Raw genomic sequence first — 15,301 nt, 5'->3', positions numbered from 1 at the left:
GGAATCAAACCGGCTCAATGAGTATCCAAGTCTATGAATAATCCTGTTTTGAGGAATCAAACCGGCACAATGAGTATCCAAGTCTAGGAATAGGGCCAGTTTTGAGGAATCAATCAGCCTCTATTAGTACCCAAGTCTAATAATTTTCCTGTTTATGGGCAAAGTGCGCGCTCATCAACCAAGATAGAGCAACATAAAATTAGTTTTTTGAGATTTGCTGTTATTTTAAAGACGCTTTATCATTAGGGAAAGGTGAAAGGAGATATGTTCTTTGATCATGAAACCTCGCTGTGAATCATTAGAATTAAGAATCTTGAGGTATTTAAATGCCCGTATAGATTTGCCGGCAAAGGATAAAAATCATTATGCCAATCTCAAAAAAGGATTTGAGGGGGAGCAGAAGTTTGACGAATGGATGAAGGACCTTGCAGGTGAGGGGTTGATATTAAATGATTTATTATTCGAAACGAACCATTCCTTATTTCAAATCGATTCTTTATATGTTTCATCAAACACGATTTATCTTTTTGAAGTTAAAAATTATGAGGGTGATTTTTTTATAGAAGAGGATAAATGGTATTCATCTTCAAAATTAGAAATTAAAAATCCCATGCATCAATTAAAAAGAAATGAATCTTTATTACGGCGATTACTCCAGGAGCATAAATTAACATTTCAGGTTGAAGCTTATCTTATTTTTATCAACCCCGAATTTCAACTCTATCAAACATCTCTAAATCTCCCAATCATATTAGCTTCACAGCTAAACCGTTTTGCTGAAAAAATAACGAAGAAATCGAACAAACTAAAAGGAGTTCATACTACATTAGCTCATAAATTGTTATCTCTTCATCTAACCGAGTCTCCATACTGCCGCCTACCTAACTATTGCTATGATCAACTTGAAAAAGGAATTCTCTGTCCAGTGTGCTATACATTCTATAGGTCGTTAAACAAAACGGCACTAATCTGCGATTGCTGCAAGGGGATAGAGAGGCACCAAAGCGCTGTCTTACGGAGCACGGAAGAATTTAGAATGCTTTTTCCAACATGCAAAATTACTACAAACCAAATACATGATTGGTGCAGCATCATAAAAAATAAAAAATTCATTTGGAAAATTCTTTCTAAGAACTTTAAAAAAGAAGGACATGGGAAATCTGCTAATTATGTAGAAAATCTTTGAATACCGTAATTTCAGATTTTCACTAAATTGCGATTCTTTGGATTCTTTACTTTTCCGATTTCAGGGAGTGAGCCAGTATTGGGGTTGAGGTATTCATAAGCACTATAAGTACGCAAAATCCAGGTATGAGCTTGAATTGGAAATCATACGCACTCTATGAGTACCCAAAAACAGGATTGAGTAAGAAAAGAGGAAACATACGCACTCTATGAGTACCCAAACCCAGTATTGAGTGAGAAAAGAGGAATCATACGCACTCTATGAGTACCCAAAAACAGGATTGAGCCAAAAAGAGGAAACATACGCACTCTATGAGTACCCAAACCCAGGATTGAGTGAGAAAAGAGGAATCATACTCACTCTATGAGTACCCAATAACAGGATTGAGCCAAAAAAGAGGAATCATACGCAAGCAATAAGTACTCGAATTCAGGATTGAGCCAAAAGAGAGGAAACATACGCAAGCAATTAGTACCCAAACCCAGGATTGAGCCAAAAAAGAGGAATCATACGCACTCTATAAGTACCCAAACCCAGGATTGAGCGAGAAAAGAGGAATCATACGCACTCTATGAGTACCCAACCCCAGGATTGAAACAAAAAAGAGGAATCATACGCACGCAATAAGTACTCAAATTCAGGATTGAGCCAAAAGAGAGGAATCATACGCAAGCAATGAGTACTCAAATTCAGGATTGAGCCAAAAAAGAGGAATCATACGCACTATATGAGTACCCAAACCCAGGATTGAGTGAGAAAAGAGGAATCATACGCACTATATGAGTACCCAAACCCAGGATTGAGTGAGAAAAGAGGAATCATACGCACTATATGAGTACCCAAACCCAGGATTGAGCGAGAAAAGAGGAATCATACGCACTATATGAGTACCCAAACCCAGGATTGAAACAAAAAAGAGGAATCATACGCACGCAATAAGTACTCAAATTCAGGATTGAGCCAAAAAAGAGGAATCATACGCACTCAATGAGTACCCAAAAACAGGATTGAGACAAAAAAGAGGAATCATACGCACTATATGAGTACCCAAACCCAGGATTGAGCCAAAAAAGAGGAATCATACGCACTATATGAGTACCCAAACCCAGGATTGAGCCAAAAAAGAGGAATCATACGCACTCTATAAGTACTCAAATTCAGGATTGAGCCAAAAAAGAGGAATCATACGCAAGCAATGAGTACCTAAATTCAGAAATGAGCCAAAAAAGGGGATCCATTCGCACCATAAATCTGCTTCGTGGCTTCAAGTGCATCCTATATGTAGAGAATTGTCTCGTAAAGATAGGATAATGAACTCTACAATCATCAATAAAGTGCTATCTCTTTTCGGATTTAATTATACTTAAGCAGCCAACAAAAAAACTGACTCAACCCGAGTCAGTTTTTTTGTTATTTGCTGTCTTTTTTTTCATCTTCCCGATCAAACCAAAGCAGCTCTTGGTCTTCTTCGTCGCCATTGTAGTTAATGAGAATTTCTTCTCCTGCTTTTATGTCTTTGTATGCGCTGAAGATAAAAGTATGGTTTTCAAAGCTGATTTCGTATGTGGCATTGGGTGTGTAGGAATGGTTAAAAAGCATGCCGTAGCCTAAAAGGATGGCTGTGTGGTTCTGGCCATATTCAAATGCGTAATCAGCAAGGGTTGTTTTTTCGATATGAACATGCTCGGCATTTGGATATGGAATAACCGGAGCCTCGTGGATAATTTCCCCTTTTGCGATGTCGCGCGTAGCGAAAACGCCTCTATTAAATTCCCCGTCGCTAAGGGAAGATGTTTTGATTTCAATCATTTCGTCACCTGTATGATCTTTCCTGTTAAGTTTTTTTACCTATATAAGCTTGACAGTTCATTGGGAGAAAAGCAACTGTTTTCACGGATTGTGCTCATTTTTTTAGTTGGAAATCTTTTAGTTGAAAAACATTTAAAGTTCAGCTGAATAGTACTTTAAATGAAAAACAAATAACTGGGGAGATGAAAATGAACAGAATTCGGAGCTTTTTAGAATGGCTATACTCGCGGGCGGTATTATTGATTAACATGATCTTCTTTATTTTAAAAGCAGAAAAAATCGGACACATAACATGTCCGATTTCTTACATCAGCCTGTATTCCGGAGTCCTGCAGCGATTCCGTTTATCGTCAGCAGCACTTCGCTTAACAGTTCTTCATGAGGGCGATCATCTCCGGCTTCACGCAGTTTCGAAATCACTTCAACCTGGAAAAAGCTTAATGGATCCACATAAGGATTTCGGAGCCTTACAGATTCCTGGATGTTTGGAATGTGATCCATTAACTCTGTCTGCTCTGTAATGTGGAGGAGGATTTCTTTTGTTCTGTTGTATTCAGCCTTGATATCGTTAAAGATTCGTTCTGCTGCCTGCTGATCGTCAACCATGCCGAGATATTCTTTTGCTGCCATCAAATCGGCTTTTAATAAAGCCATTTGCAGATTGTCGATGGTTGAACGGAAGAACGGCCAGCTTTTGTACATTTGCTGAAGGCGGTCCAGGTTTGCCGCATCCTTTATCCCTCTTTGTAATCCAGTTCCAGCTGCATACCAGGCAGGGAGGAGCTGGCGGCTCTGTGTCCAAGCGAACACCCATGGAATGGCTCGCAAATCTTCAAACCGCTCGCTTCCTTTACGGCTCATCGGGCGGGACCCGATATTGAGCGCCCCGAGTTCAGGCAGCGGAGTCGCTTGTTTAAAATAAGTTAAGAAGTCTGGATCTTTAAATACAAGCTCCTGATATTTACTCAGTGACACAGAAGATATCTGATCCATGGCTTCTTCCCAGTCGTTCGTGCGGATATCTGACTGTTCCGCTTCACTTGAAACGTGTGCTGCAGCTGTAAGGAGTGTTGAAGCTGCCTGCTCAAGGCTGCGGTAAGCTATGTCAAATAAACCATAGCGGGATGAGAGAACCTCGCCCTGCTCGGTAATTTTGACCCCGTCTCCAAGGGTCTCAGCCGGCTGAGAAAGAAGACTTCGGTTAAGAGGACCGCCGCCGCGTCCAAGCGAACCGCCGCGTCCATGGAAAAACTTCAGACGAATGCTGTACTGCTTAGCCATATCATGAATTTCCTGCTGCGCTTTGTAGAGCTTCCAGTTGGCTGTAAGCGTCCCGCCATCCTTGCTTCCATCAGAGTAGCCCAGCATGATTTCCTGCAGGTTGTTTTGCTCCTGCAGATGCGTGCGGTAAAAATCCAATTGGAAAAGCTTCTCCATAATTTTAGGACCTGCAATCAAATCATCTATCGTCTCAAGCAGGGGAGCGACATTCAGCTTGCTTTCAATCCGTCCATCAGGGTGCAGACGATAAAGGCCTGCTTCCTTGGCAAGAACCATCACTTCAAGCAAATCACTCGCTGATTGCGTCATGCTCACTAAGTACACTTCAATAGACCTCTCGCCAAATTCCTTGTGTGCGTTGCGGATCATTTGAAATACTTCTAAAACATCCTGAGTTTCTTTTGAGTAATCCTCTTTAAAGGAAACAAGAGGTCTTGGATCCTGCAGAACATCTCCGAGAAGCTTCATTTTTTCTTCCTCTGACAGGCTCGAATAATCCTCAGCAAGCTTTACGGAATGGAAAAGTTCTTTAATTGCAGCCTCATGCTCGCCGCTGTGATTGCGGATATCAAGGGTTGCAAGATGAAAGCCGAACAGTTCGACCTGACGGATCAGCTTCTGCAGACTTTTCAGCTCATAGCCTTTAGGATGATGAAGCTTGACACTTTTCTGAATCAGCTTCAGATCATCCAAAAATTGATCAGAAGCTCTATAGCCAAAATCACTCTGCGGATCTAATTTTTTTAGCATAATCGTTAATTTGCAGCGATACACTTCATGCTCAATTTGCCATCTTTCTTTTTTGTTTAAAATAGAAACTTCATTGTGCACTGAATCAAGCAGCTCATCACTGACAGTCACTCGTTTTGTCGATTGGCTCAGTCGCTTTCTCAATTGCTTCAGTGATTCTTTGTATTTGCGGACAGCAAGTGTTCTGTGTTTATTCAGCGTTTTCCAAGTAATATCCGCCGTTACATTTGGATTTCCGTCTCGGTCTCCGCCGATCCACGATCCGAAGCGGAGAAAGTTAGGGACCTGCCACTCACTTTCCTGATAATGAGTCTGCAGACAATCCTCCAATTCCTGATGAATTTGAGGCAGCACTTCAAATAATGTTTCATCAAAATAGTACAGCCCATTTGCGACTTCATCCATAACTGTAGGCTTACGGTCTCGCAGCTCATCCGTCTGCCACAAAATCACGACTTCATTAAATAGTCGGTCCCTAAGCTCTGCACGTTCACGCTTTGTATGAATCGGCTGATCCAGACTATTAAGCAGCGCGGCGATTCGTTTATGAATTTCGAGGACACTTCGTCTTGTCGCTTCTGTTGGATGTGCTGTGATAATCAGCTCCAGCGAAAGGGTCTTGAGCAGATTCTGAATAACGTCCGCAGAGATGCCATTCTCTTTTAAAGAAGCAACGGCATTTTCCAATGAACCTGGCTGTTTCACAGACTCTTCCTGAAATTGATAATCGCGTCTTCGTCTGATTCGGTGGTTCTGCTCTGCGATATTGACTAAATGAAAATAGACCGCAAAGGCTCTGATGACCTGTTTTCTAAGCGGAGGTTCAAGAGTCCATATTTCCCTTTTCAAATCGGCATATATAGAATCATCCGCATGACTGCGAAGCGATTTTGTCATCTCCCGGATTTTTTCGACCTTATCTAACAGCTGCTGTCCGCCCTGGTGGACGAGCACATCTCCCAGCATGTTTCCAAGGAACTTTACATCTCGGCGCAGTGCCGCGTTATGATTGCGATCTTGTATGGTTTCTGATTTTACCGTCATTCTATGCACCTCTTTTACTGGAATGGATTCCATCTTTTCGTCATTTGTTTTTTGAAAATTAAAATAATGATAAGTTTACCATGAATCGTATAAAAATGCATAGTATCTGCAATCTATTGTTCTAATTTTAAGAATTTTCATGTTAAAATAGTGTAATCCTTACTATATTTGTTTTTTGCGGTATAAATATTAACTAGATTAAAAGGTGATGAGATTAAATGAAAAGAGTGGATGTGGCGTACGTTCTTTTATACGATGACAAGAACAGACGTATACTGATGGTCAAAAATAAAGGGAAATCTTCTTCCTCCTATTATACATTACCGGGTGGAGCAGTTGAGAATGGTGAAACCCTTGAGCAAGCTGCAATTCGAGAGGTTAAAGAAGAAACGGGGTTAGAGGTTTCCGTTACTGGAATCAATAGTGTAAGCGAAGCATTTCTTGAAGAAAGAGGGCATCATGTCATTTTCTTTACTTTTATTGGCCGAATAACCGGTGGAAAACAACAAATCTTACTGCCGGAAGAAATTGAAGAAATCACTTGGATGGATGCTGAGTCGGCAGCACAATATCTTCATCTTTCAGAAGGACAGCTGGAATGGAGTAATGAAATTCCTTATATGCTCAGAAGGAATTGATTATTACTAAACGATTAGGGAATGCTCATTATATTCTTGAGTCTTCCTTTATTTTTTGCGATTATTACATCTATTAAAAAAATGGTAAAAGTCGTACAGCATCAACTAGAAGGATACACATACAGTGAGATTGAATATATCCATCCGATTCCTTCTCCAATAAAAATAATGTTTAAATATAGTTTCAATTTTATATATATCTAAATAAAATTAATTTCAATTTTTCTCATGTTATATTCCGGAAGTAACTGTTATTAAGTGAGAAAATATGCTATAAATTTCTAGTAACCGTTTTTATTTTTGACAGGAGGACTACCATGCACCAAGTTCGAATACTCGAAGGCTTACTAGATCCAATTACATATTTTGAAAAGCTTCATCAATCAGAAAAAGTGAAGGGTCTCTCGTTAAGAATTGCTTTACTCATTGGATTAAGTCTCCTGCTTGCTGCAGGCAGCGCTTATTTAGGCATACATACGGAAGAAATTATGAAATTGATGGATATCATTGGAAGGGAGAAGCTGGAATTCGCTAAGTTTCTATTTGGGATTGGCGGACTTTTATCGGGATTACTTACTCCTATATTCACTCTTCTATTTTTTACATTAGTATTTAGAGTGTTTTTTTATGAAATAGGGTGGGCCAAGCTTTTTACCATCGGATTGTTTCCCGCATTTCTGTTATTCATAGAAAAAGTGCTTAACTTCCCGCTCTTCTATTATTTAGGAATTAATTCTGAATCCTCTCCATTCGGTTTTGGGGTCCTTATCCAGTTAATTTCAAGCCAGTCATTCCTTGTGAATGCACTAAGTCATGTTACAATCTTTCTGGTATGGAGTGCCTGGATCCAAATGATAGCTTTGCAGAAGATGTCTGATAAAACAATGAAATCAATCATAGGCATCGTGATCTTTGCTTATTTCATTTTTATTTTGGTTACTGCTGCATTCGTTTTATTAACGCAAAACCTGGGAATTTCGTTGTAGGGGGATATATGAAAAAGCAAACGTTGATCGGGATTATCATCACTATAAGTCTAGCATTCATCATAATAAATATAAGTATCATATTGAGCACAGATCACATAGAGAGGTCTAAAGCATTAAACTCGTATTCCAATACTGAAAATGGGGACTTAAAGAAACTGCTTTCTACTAAAGGAGTTGTGATTCCTTCTTCAAATTACTCCATTCAATATGATAAAACGTTGGGTACGATTAATGAAGTAAAGGTTTCTGAGGGAGATGCGGTTTTGGCTGGTGACATTCTCATTGAATATCAAACTGGCCACATAGATGCTGAAATTGAAGGACTGAAACAGCAGATCAGCAAATTGACTGAACGGCTGAGTTCAGCTGAATCCGATTTGTCTTCTCTAAAGCAGCAGCTGAGTGAGGCGCAGTTTGACTCTACACCTGATCTCTTTGATAATGAAAAAAATAATGATAATAGTGATAATGAAAATAATAATGATAATAGTGATAATGAAAATGATAATAATGAAGAAGTAATAAGCAATCAAATTAGCGACAAACAGGATCAAATTGAGGATCTCAACTTGCAAATGGACGGGATCAATCATAAAATCACCCTATTGCAGGGAGAGAAAGCGAAATATAAGATTACCAGCAAAATGGATGGCACGGTGTCTGAAATCAATCCATACCCACAAAGTGAGAATGAAGCCGTAGTCTCAATTAATTCAAATCAGCCTTTTCTCATTGAAGGAAAGCTTTCAGAAAAACAAGCGGCCAAAGTAAAAGTGGGACAAAAAGTAATTGCATCGGCAAACGTTTTGCCTGACCAGAAAAAAGAGGGTACGATAAAAGAATTGAAAATGGATCCAATCGGAGTGCCATCCGTTGAAGAAAAAGAAAGCTTTTATCCATTTCGAGCTGAAATGATTGAAGCTGACGAAACCTGGCATCACGGATATCACATCAGTCTTGATATCGTTCTTGAAGAGCGGAATGGAGTTGTCGTTATACCTGATTCCGTTATTCAAAAAAAAGCAGGAAAAACCTATGTTTATGTTATTAAAAATGGAAGACTGGAAAAAAGAGAAATAAATCTTGGGCTAGAGGTAAACAACCGCAATGAGGTGCTGCAAGGATTAACAAAAGGAGAGAGAATCGTCAGTCATCCATCGAAAGATTTAAAAGATAAGATGGAGATTTTCATGCCGATAAATCATCGTTATGTAGAGAAGAATACACTAAAGACATTTTCGAATGAACAGAGGATTCGTTTGATTTTAAGAGGATTTGTTCATTAACATAAAGAATATGATCAATGTAACAGGGAAGCAGCCGGGTCTCTATAACTATGGCATACTTCCTATTTTTCTTTATATAGTCTTATTATTTGTATGAAATTGAATTAACAAAATCTCTTTATACTTTATTCGTACCATACTTTTAAGAGTATAAAGGAGATGTGCAGATGAAAAGGAAAAAGCTTTTTTATGCAGCAATTGCAGCACTGATAGTGAGTACGATGGTTTCAACTGGAAATGGACAGACCGTTTCAGCGGCTGAGAGAACTGGCGATGGATCAACTGAATTTGATCTCCAGGCACACCGCGGCGGAATGGGGCTTACAGTTGAATCTACTATTGCATCATTCTCTAAAGCTCTTGAACTCGGAGTAAATACCCTTGAGCTTGATGTGCAGATCACTGAGGATCATCAAGCTGTTGTGACACATGACCGTAAGATTTCAGGCGGAAACTGTCAGGATACAGCTCCGTCATTCTCAGGTGATCCCGAGTACCCATATGTCGGAAAATACATAAAAAATCTAACGCTTGAACAAATCCGCACTCTTGACTGCGGTTCAAAGACAAAGCCGCAGTATCCTGGTCAGGAGACAAGTTCAGGAGCTAAGATGCCTCTGCTGACTGAAGTTTTCGATCTGGTCAAACGCTACAACGCAAAAAAGGTCCGAATGAATATTGAAACAAAGGTAGAAGCGGGTGCTCCTCATGAAACCGCCCCGCGTGAAGAATTTGTTCAAATCGTTGCCCGAGAAGTCCGAGAGGCAGGAATGCTTGACAGAGTATCCATTCAAAGCTTTGACTGGGGTTCACTTATGCGAATGCGTGAAGTTGAGCCAAGTCTGCCTATCATAGCGCTGACTAACGGTCCTCAATTTTTGCAGCCAGGCCAGCCGGGAGCATCACCATGGCTTGGTGGAATCGATATCGACGCTTTTGACGGAGACTTAGTGGCAGCCGCCAGATCATTTGGAGCAGATGCAATCTCGCCAGTACACGGTTTTCCACAGAACGGCAAAATCACAGATGAAAACTACGAACCATACGTAACAAAACAAATGGTGGCAGATGCTCACGAAGCCGGAATGAAAGTGATTCCCTGGACAGTAAATGATTCCCCAACAATGAACAAACTGGTAGAGGATGGAGTCGACGGTATCATCACAGATTATCCTGACCGTCTCCGTGAAGTCATGTCTCACCATGATTTTAAGATGCCTAAAAGATATAAAGCGCCAAAAAGTAATTACCTAACTATCAATAACTAATCGGACTCTGTTCTCGAGAAGGAATATTTCGCGAAAATAAAAATGCAATCCAGGGACTGGGATTGCATTTTTTATTTGGATATAGAAAAATAAAAAATATTACCCATTTTTCTTGAGTCATATGATATGGTTTAAGAGGAAATAAAAGGATTTTCTTTTATATAAAATGTCAGAAAACGAATGTGAGGAGAATTCATATGAACGCAATTAAGAAGATTTTACGATACATAAAAGGCTCCAGCAGAGGGCGATAGGGCTTTCTTAAAGAGATAGCAGGTGAGGGAAAAATGATAGTTTTTAAAGCCCTTTTTTGATCCTCTATTCTATTGAAAGCAGGATAACACATTTGGATCAGATCTAAGTGGCTTGAAAATTCATCTGAAGCTCCCAGTTTGGGATAAAATAGTAAGAGCAGAATCTTTAGTGATTTTGCTCTTTTTTTGCTGTATCAGCGTTAAATTAAAACTAGATAAAAAAAGCATACCCATCTAATGTGGATATGTGTATATAGATCTATTCATTTGCTAATTATTAGAAATTAAATTGCGGTTTAAAGTGCGGAATTGTTTATTTGAAAATTCTATGAACGCGTAGTCATATTTCATAAAAAGATAATGGATCATGCTTAACTAAGTCTAATGCAAAGTATATTCTTATAGAGATTTCATTAAATTTTAATTGTATTAAAATATTTTTTATTCCATTTACTATTTTGTAAATAATGGATATTTACTATTGATAGAAAAGTGTTTCCCTGAAAAAAACATTTGTGTTTTTTAAGTAAATTTATTATTATAAAATAAATAATCAGACGATTAAAAACCGTCATTAAGATAATGAATCTTTCAAACTATCAGGAATGGAATTTAACGGGAAGTCAAGAATGATTTTTAAGGCAAGCTTCTAAAATAGATTGAAAAAAAGTGACGCCTGCTTCTTCATTTCGATCCCGAATAGTGCGAGCTGATTGTATCTTGCTTAAAATTTGCGTTATTAATAGTGTTAGGGGAGGAAATGGAATGGCAAACAAAGAACTGAAGAGAGGTTTGGAATCACGTCATATTCAGATGATTGCTTTGGGCGGTACGATTGGTGTTGGTTTATTTATGGGGTCAGCAAGCACGATCCAATGGACGGGTCCGTCAGTACTGCTTGCTTATGCAATCTGCGGAATATTTATATTTTTTATTATGCGTGCAATGGGAGAAATGCTGTATTTAGAGCCAAGTACAGGTTCATTTGCAACATTCGGCCATAAGTACATACATCCATTAGCAGGTTATATGACTGCGTGGAGTAACTGGTTCCAGTGGATTGTCGTAGGGATGTCAGAAATTATAGCGGTTGGGGCATACATGAAGTACTGGTTCCCGGATCTGCCCGCTTGGATACCAGGTATCATCGCAATGGTCATTCTTGGTGCAGCGAACTTAATTTCCGTTAAATCATTCGGTGAATTTGAATTCTGGTTTGCGATGATTAAAATCGTTACGATAATCTTGATGATTATTGCAGGGATTGGTCTTATTTTCTTCGGATTTGGCAACGGAGGAGACGCAATCGGATTATCTAACCTTTGGGCACATGGCGGCTTCTTTACAGGTGGCTGGTCAGGATTTTTCTTTGCACTATCTCTTGTTATTGCAGCTTATCAAGGGGTCGAACTCATCGGGATTACAGCTGGAGAAGCAAAAAATCCGCAAAAAACGATCACAAACGCGATTCAAAGTATTATTTGGCGTATTTTAATCTTCTATATCGGAGCTATTTTTGTTATTGTAACTGTTTTTCCTTGGGATCAGCTTGATACTCTTGGAAGCCCGTTTGTCTCAACTTTTGCGAAAATTGGGATTACAGCAGCAGCAGGTATTATTAACTTTGTCGTAATTACAGCAGCAATGTCTGGCTGTAATAGTGGTATATTCAGTGCCGGCCGCATGCTTTATACATTGGGAGTGAATGGTCAAGCGCCAAAATTCTTTACGAAAATCTCTCGTAATGGTGTACCTTTATATGGAACGATTGCAGTAATGATCGGTTTAGCCATTGGTGTTGTTTTAAACTATATTGCACCGCCAAAGATATTTGTGTACGTATACAGTGCAAGTGTGCTGCCGGGTATGATCCCGTGGTTTGTCATCCTTATTAGTCAAATTCGATTCAGAAGAGAAAAAGGGGCTGAAATGGCCAAACATCCATTTAAAATGCCTTTTGCTCCTGTTACAAACTATTTGACAATTGCCTTCTTAATGATGGTATTAATCGGTATGTGGTTTAATGATGAAACGCGTATATCGCTTATAGTAGGGATTGTTTTCCTAGGCATCGTTGTGATTAGTTATTACACTTTGGGAATAAGCAAGCGTGTCCCAGTAGATACTCAAACAGATGATGGAGTGACTAACCGATAATTCACTTTGTTTGATTAAATGAAAGAAATTTATTTTACCTATCAAACTTGTAAAATAATGTTGATTTTTGGTCCAAGGCGTGCGAAGATGCAGTGTTTCGCACGCGTTTTCATACTTCAAAAGCAAATGGATGATTTCCGAAAATCCATTACGTTTAGAACCAACCAATAATATTAATGAAAAATGCCTGCTAATGTAATGTTATTTTCATTTTGTTGTTAAACACGCAAACCCTCCGTTCTGTAAGTGAACGGAGGGTTTGCGTGTTAGAGGTAAATAAGCCTTATTTTCCTAATACCAAATCGTTACTGCTTTTTTATAGGCATCACTATTTGGAATTGCGTGAATACCCTGAGCTTGAGCTTTTCGCGGGTCCAAGTCATATACCATTGGCGTATAACAAGAGGTTTGACCTTTATTTACTACCCCATTCCCTTCTGAGCTATTACACGTATAAGCTTTGCCGTCTGTGTTTCGAATAATTCTTGCGTCTGCTTCATGATTGTATACCGCCGGCCTAGTAACCGTAACTTTCGCCCAGGCAGTTTTACAAGTGGTACTATATTTTAATTCCACATAAGAAACGGAATCAATCCACACTTTATCTTTTGTCACAGCAGAACTTGCGCAACTGTTATAATAGGGGCTTTTTCCATCATAAGAATGATTTTCAGCACTTGTTTGGCTGGGTCCAAATCCAAATGATACAAAGAACATCGACAAAGTCATTATGATTGATAAACCTATCTTTTTCTTCAAGCTTTTCATCCTTTCATTAAATAAAAGTCAGATGAAGGTTTTGCTGTTCAATTAATACCAGTCTGTTTCTCCAGCTGTATATGGCCAATATCCAACTGCCTTTGCTTTTCTGGGATCTAAATCGTAAACCATAGGTGTATAACAAGACGTTTGCCCTTTATTTATTTCACCATTTCCTCCGGAAGAAGAACAGCTATACTGTTTGTTATCAGTGTTTCTCACGACTAATGCTGTTGCTTCACCATCAGCTTTGGCAGGTCTGCTAAGTGTAATTTTCGCCCATGCGGTTTTACATTTTGTGCTGAATTTCAGCTCTAAATTTGCAGAAGCACCATTTGCATAAATTTTTACACTTTTCTTTGTAACCGCACTATCCGCACAACTATTGTAATAAGGACTTTTTCCATCATAGACGTGAGTTTCTGCATAAACCTTATCAGAAAAGGAATCCAGAGAGCCAAAGAGAACAAAAAAAGCTGCAAGGGTCATTGAAATACAGGTAAATACTCTGAGAAAGACATTCATAATAAGTCACCTCTTTCTAATTATTGAAAATATTTTTAAAACACCTCACCACATTACACCTTTTGAATGGTAAATTTAAGGGTATTTTATCCTTAATTCTCTTTTAAAGGATTAATATGTAAAATAATCTAGATTATATCCATAAATTTACATAATTTGAGAAGTATGACTCCATTTGTGAAATTGTTTCTATGTTATGGTAAATTATGGGTTTAGTTAAGAAAACTGTCTTCATTTCATTGAATTTAGGATTATTATAAATAGAGAACCAAATGTATTTTTTTTAATACGGATGAAAAAAGTCCTAATTAATTAGGAAAGAAGTATTGTTAACTACATCACATCAGTGGAATAAAAGCAGGAATCACTCATTAACAAACATTGATGACCAAAACACGGGTGACAATTCAAGTGACTTGCAACAAGCCGCTTGCAGCTGAAGTTGTCAGGTTTCCCTGTTTCATTGATTTATGCAAGAACTCTTTGATTTGAGAGAATAAATATGGTATTACATGGATGTTAATTGTAGAGTATAACTTCCATTCAATTTGGATTTTGGCGAAGTGGAGGCTATTTCAATTTATAGGAGATGGATAACTGATGAAGCAAAATAAATATGATGATGCAAATTTTTTTTCAGCATATGAACAAATGCCCCGTTCAATAGATGGACTTGAAGCTGCTGGAGAATGGCATGTATTAAAAGCATTAATACCAGAGTTGCATAATAAAAATGTTCTTGATCTGGGATGCGGTTTTGGCTGGCATTGCCGATTTGCACGTGAGCAGCAAGCTAGGTCAGTTATAGGGATAGATATTTCTGAAAAAATGCTTCAAAGAGCTCGTAAAAAAACAGATGATCCTTTCATTTCATATATAAAAATGGCAATAGAAGAGATCCATTTTTCAGAATCACAATTTGATGTTGTTATCAGTTCTTTAGCCTTTCACTATATTGAGTCGTTTGATGCAATCTGCAAAAAAGTCTATGAGTATCTAACACCTGGGGGTACGTTTGTTTTTTCTGTTGAACACCCAATCTTCACTGCTCGAAAAGAACAGGATTGGTTTTTAGATGAACAGGGGGTTCGTATCCATTGGCCAGTTGACAACTATCAATCAGAAGGAGTGCGAAAAACAACATTCTTAACTGATAACGTTGTAAAATATCATCGTACGATATCCACATATATTAATGACTTAATTGGCGCAGGTTTTAGCTTAAGAGTAATGAAAGAACCAGTTCCTTCAGATGAAATGTTAAAGAGTGTACCTGATATGAAAGATGAAATCCGGAGACCTATGTTTTTAATAATTTCTGCAGAAAAGGACAGGACTTCTTTACATAAATAATT

The 15,301-nt window shown here is 38.5% G+C and carries 11 protein-coding genes; 7 read left to right on the top strand and 4 right to left on the bottom strand.

Translation table 11 applies throughout. The features are described 5' to 3' along the window. Positions 1–277: 277 nt before the first annotated feature. Entirely contained in the window at positions 278–1,186 is a 909-nt protein-coding gene (locus tag LIT25_15445) for an NERD domain-containing protein (protein ID USK36300.1), read from the top strand. A gap of 1,410 nt (positions 1,187–2,596) precedes the next feature. Here LIT25_15445 and LIT25_15440 read toward each other — a convergent pair. Both LIT25_15440 and ppc read right to left on the bottom strand, forming a co-directional pair. Further along, a complete protein-coding gene (locus tag LIT25_15440; protein ID USK32021.1) occupies positions 2,597–2,995 on the bottom strand; it encodes an SET domain-containing protein in 399 nt (132 codons plus the stop codon). 309 nt (positions 2,996–3,304) lie between these two features. Continuing rightward, entirely contained in the window at positions 3,305–6,070 is a 2,766-nt protein-coding gene (ppc, locus tag LIT25_15435; protein USK32020.1) for a phosphoenolpyruvate carboxylase, read from the bottom strand. Between the two features lie 218 nt (positions 6,071–6,288). Between ppc and LIT25_15430 the strand changes: the two genes are divergently transcribed. From LIT25_15430 to LIT25_15410, 5 genes are all read left to right on the top strand, one after another. Continuing rightward, entirely contained in the window at positions 6,289–6,708 is a 420-nt protein-coding gene (locus LIT25_15430) for an NUDIX hydrolase (GenBank protein ID USK32019.1), read from the top strand. A gap of 317 nt (positions 6,709–7,025) precedes the next feature. Next, entirely contained in the window at positions 7,026–7,694 is a 669-nt protein-coding gene (locus LIT25_15425; protein USK32018.1) for a hypothetical protein, read from the top strand. An 8-nt stretch (positions 7,695–7,702) separates the two neighbouring features. After that, complete coding sequence (locus LIT25_15420; GenBank protein ID USK32017.1) at positions 7,703–8,983, top strand: efflux RND transporter periplasmic adaptor subunit; 1,281 nt, start codon at positions 7,703–7,705, stop codon at positions 8,981–8,983. Between the two features lie 167 nt (positions 8,984–9,150). Then, entirely contained in the window at positions 9,151–10,251 is a 1,101-nt protein-coding gene (locus LIT25_15415; protein ID USK32016.1) for a glycerophosphodiester phosphodiesterase, read from the top strand. Positions 10,252–11,270: 1,019 nt separating this feature from the next. Next, a complete protein-coding gene (locus tag LIT25_15410) occupies positions 11,271–12,662 on the top strand; it encodes an amino acid permease (protein USK32015.1) in 1,392 nt (463 codons plus the stop codon). Positions 12,663–12,953: 291 nt separating this feature from the next. On the opposite strand, the gene LIT25_15405 is transcribed toward LIT25_15410, so the two are convergent. Further along, a complete protein-coding gene (locus LIT25_15405; GenBank protein USK32014.1) occupies positions 12,954–13,430 on the bottom strand; it encodes a YjfA family protein in 477 nt (158 codons plus the stop codon). A gap of 42 nt (positions 13,431–13,472) precedes the next feature. Further along, positions 13,473–13,946, bottom strand: coding sequence for a YjfA family protein (locus tag LIT25_15400; GenBank protein ID USK32013.1), 474 nt, complete (start codon positions 13,944–13,946; stop codon positions 13,473–13,475). Positions 13,947–14,546: 600 nt separating this feature from the next. On the opposite strand from LIT25_15400, the gene LIT25_15395 reads away from it, so the two are divergent. After that, positions 14,547–15,299 (top strand): class I SAM-dependent methyltransferase, encoded by a 753-nt coding sequence (locus tag LIT25_15395; protein ID USK32012.1) that lies wholly within the window; start codon positions 14,547–14,549, stop codon positions 15,297–15,299. Positions 15,300–15,301 lie beyond the last annotated feature (2 nt).

Origin of the sequence: Bacillus sp. F19, assembly GCA_023823795.1 — a bacterium.
Lineage (GTDB): Bacteria > Bacillota > Bacilli > Bacillales > Bacillaceae > Bacillus_P.
This window is presented reverse-complemented; position numbering and strand designations above follow the sequence as displayed.